This window comes from Pseudarthrobacter raffinosi, from assembly GCF_023913735.1.
Classification (GTDB): domain Bacteria; phylum Actinomycetota; class Actinomycetes; order Actinomycetales; family Micrococcaceae; genus Arthrobacter; species Arthrobacter raffinosi.
Genome location: NZ_JAMXBH010000049.1, coordinates 1 through 2,980, shown reverse-complemented (window position 1 = coordinate 2,980; position 2,980 = coordinate 1). Strand labels below are relative to the sequence as shown.

Here is a 2,980-nt window from a genome sequence, read left to right as displayed (position 1 = left end):
TACCGTCGGCCTAACGAAGTCCACTATGGTTATCAACAGCCAGCCTTGGCAGCGTAGAAGAATTCACTAATTCCGCTGTCCGAAATCCCCGCAGCAGCTCAGTGCTGGCGTGGCTGCCAGAACATGGTGTGACTGACGTTCGGGCGCTGTCGGGTGCGGGTGTGTCGGCGGCGGTGGTCTTTCTCGGCGGACATTACCGGCCCGGGAGCATGAGGACTGCAGTGACGGCGGTGCGGGTGTTGTGCCGCTTTCTCGAGGACTCCGGCTATTGCGCAGGACTGTCACGGGCGGTCCCGACGCGGTTCTCGAGGCGTGTCAATTCTGCAGTCGTGCTCCCGCCAGACCGTATTGAGGAACTGACGAACTCGCCGGACGTGTCCAAACCGGCAGGCCGCCGGGACCGGGCCTTGCTGCTGCTGGCGGCCAGGACTGGCCTGCGCCCTGTTGACATGGTGGGCTTGCGTTTGAGCGACATCGACTGGAAGCAGGGACAGATCGCACTCACCCAGCATAAGACGGGGACTGTGCTGACGTTGCCGCTGCTGGCCGACGTCGGGGAGGCGATCGCTGATTATCTGCTCCACGGCAGGCCCGCCGGTGTTGCCGACGATCACGTGTTCCTGCGAGCCCAAGCCCCGCACGTTGGCCTGTCACCGTCGCACAGCTTGTATCACGTGGCCTCGTATGCGTTTGCCCGCACCGAGACGGCTGCACCGAACGGCAATGGCCGCGGCTTCCGCGTGTTGCGGGCATCATTCGCGACCAGAATGCTCGAGGGCGGCACGCCGCTGCCGGTAATCTCCGGCGCGCTCGGTCACCGGGGAATCGACTCGGCAAAGCACTATCTTGCCGCCGATGAAAGGCGCATGCGGGAATGCTGTCTCGATTTCGCCGGTATCGAGCCGAGATGCGCACGGTCATGAACGGTTTCGCCTGCAGCCTGGCCTCTCATATCCAGAACCTGCTGGCACTAAAACACGCGATGGGGCTGCCATATGAGGAGTCCGAGCGGCACCTGCGCCATTTCGACGCGATGTGCGCCCGGGACTATCCTGGGCAAGACACGCTGACCCGCGAAATGGCGATGGCATGGGCTGTTGGCCGAGACGGTGAGCACGTGAACGGACAGATGCGACGGATCACCCCGGTCAGGCAGCTCGCCAAGCACATGAGCGGTCTCGGCGTCGCCGCGTATGTCATCCCTTCGGGTATTCCGGGCAGACAGGTCCGTTACCGCCCACACATCTTCTCGCACGAGCAGTTGCGGGCAATCTTTGACGCGGCCGATTCAATTCGGGCCTCGGGGTATGGCGGGCAGCGGCAGCTGATCATCCCGGTGATGTTCCGGATGATCTACTGCCTGGGCCTGCGGCCGGGCGAGGCCAGGCGGCTGTATCGAAATGATGTTGATCTGGCCCGGGGTACGGTCAGTATCCGCGAGTCCAAAGGGCACAAGGACCGGATCGTGTTCATGTCGCCCGACCTGCATGATTACTGCTGCAGTTATGACGCCGCGATCAGCGCATATCACCCAGACCGGATGCCGTTCTTCCCCAACCGGTCGGGCAGTTTCTACCACGCATCAAGCATCGACTATTGGTTTCACGAGCTCTTGACCACCGCCGGCCCGGCAGTCGTGTCCAGCCCCGGTTCGCCGCCGCGCCCCTACGACCTTCGCCACGCCCACGTGATCGAGAGCATCAACAGGTGGGTACGCGCCGGCCGTGACCCGGAAGCGCAGGTTGCCTATCTGAGCCGACATCTTGGGCACAGCAACCCTGCAGACACCTGGTACTACTTCCACCTTGCAGCCGATTTCCATCCCGACCTGCGCCGGCTCGCCAACACCGACATCGAATCCACTCTTCCGGAGGCATCCCATGGGATCTGATGATTTCTTCCGACTCGTCCGCACCTGGCTGACCATCCACCTTCCCCGAGCACGCAGGCTCAGCCCGCACACCATCCGCTCCTACAAAACCGCGCTGAACACACTGCTCGACTACCTGCGCGAAACACGGCAGCTGAAGCTGGCCGAGATCACCTTCGACTCCATCAACCACGCCGCCATCACCGGGTTCACCACCTGGCTGCTCGAAACCCATGGCCTGGCAGCGTCCTCGGCGAACCAACGGGTGGCCGCGATCAAGTCCTTCCTCTCCTACTGCGCCGGCGAGGACCCGGCACTCGTCGCGATCTGGCTGGACGTCAAACAAGTCCGGCCAGCCCGGGCACCGGCCCATGCACCCGACGCGCTCACCATGCCCGCCGTCGAGGCGCTGATCCGGGCACCAGGACAACAAACCAGTCATGGACTCAGGGACACCACCATCATCCTGCTCATCTTCGATGCCGCCGCCCGCATCCAGGAAGTCCTCGACCTGACGCCGGCAGACATCGATACCACCCCCGGCCGCGGGCGCGTGACGCTCACGGGTAAAGGCCAGAAGACCAGAACGATCCCCATCATGGACAAGACCGGCCGCCACCTGAACCACTACCTGAACGTGTTTCACCCCGGCAGGCCCGAACCGGACGCACCCTTCTTCTACACGATCCGGGCAGGCCAACACCAACCGATGAGCCAGGACAACATCACCTACCTGCTGAACAAGCACGCCACGGCCGCACGAGAGAATTGTCCGGAGATTCCCGAGCGGATCCATGCCCACCAGCTGCGGCACGCCCGCGCCATGCAGATGCTGCGCGCTGGCGTGCCCCTGCCCCACATCAAGGAATTCCTTGGTCACGCCAACATCGCCACCACCAGCATCTACGCCTCGGCCGACAACCAGATGGTGCGCGAGGCAATCCAGAAAGCCGCCAGCACCACACCCGACCTCGCCCCCGTCTGGAAAGGACCCGACGATCTGATCCTCTGAGCTGCTGCGGGGATTTCGGACAGCGGAATTAGTGAATTCTTCTACGCTGCCAAGGCTGGCTGTTGATAACCATAGTGGACTTCGTTAGGCCGACGGTA

General features: G+C 63.1%; 3 protein-coding genes. All 3 read left to right on the top strand.

The features are described from left to right. Positions 1–329: 329 nt before the first annotated feature. From NG698_RS21500 to NG698_RS21490, 3 genes are read left to right on the top strand one after another with little or no spacing between them, the layout of a single operon-like run. Complete coding sequence (locus NG698_RS21500) at positions 330–923, top strand: tyrosine-type recombinase/integrase (protein WP_252612313.1); 594 nt, start codon at positions 330–332, stop codon at positions 921–923. Further along, positions 908–1,891, top strand: a complete 984-nt coding sequence (locus NG698_RS21495) for a tyrosine-type recombinase/integrase (protein WP_252612304.1) — start codon at positions 908–910, stop codon at positions 1,889–1,891. Before NG698_RS21500 ends, NG698_RS21495 begins: the two co-directional genes overlap by 16 nt. Further along, positions 1,881–2,882, top strand: coding sequence for a tyrosine-type recombinase/integrase (locus NG698_RS21490; RefSeq protein WP_252612295.1), 1,002 nt, complete (start codon positions 1,881–1,883; stop codon positions 2,880–2,882). Before NG698_RS21495 ends, NG698_RS21490 begins: the two co-directional genes overlap by 11 nt. The last annotated feature ends 98 nt before the right edge of the window (positions 2,883–2,980 follow it).

Bases quoted from the DNA above. Each gene is read 5' to 3' on its own strand.
- NG698_RS21490 (WP_252612295.1), top strand. From the start codon at position 1,881: ATGGGATCTGATGATTTCTTCCGACTCGTCCGCACCTGGCTGACCATC.
- NG698_RS21495 (WP_252612304.1), top strand. From the start codon at position 908: ATGCGCACGGTCATGAACGGTTTCGCCTGCAGCCTGGCCTCTCATATC.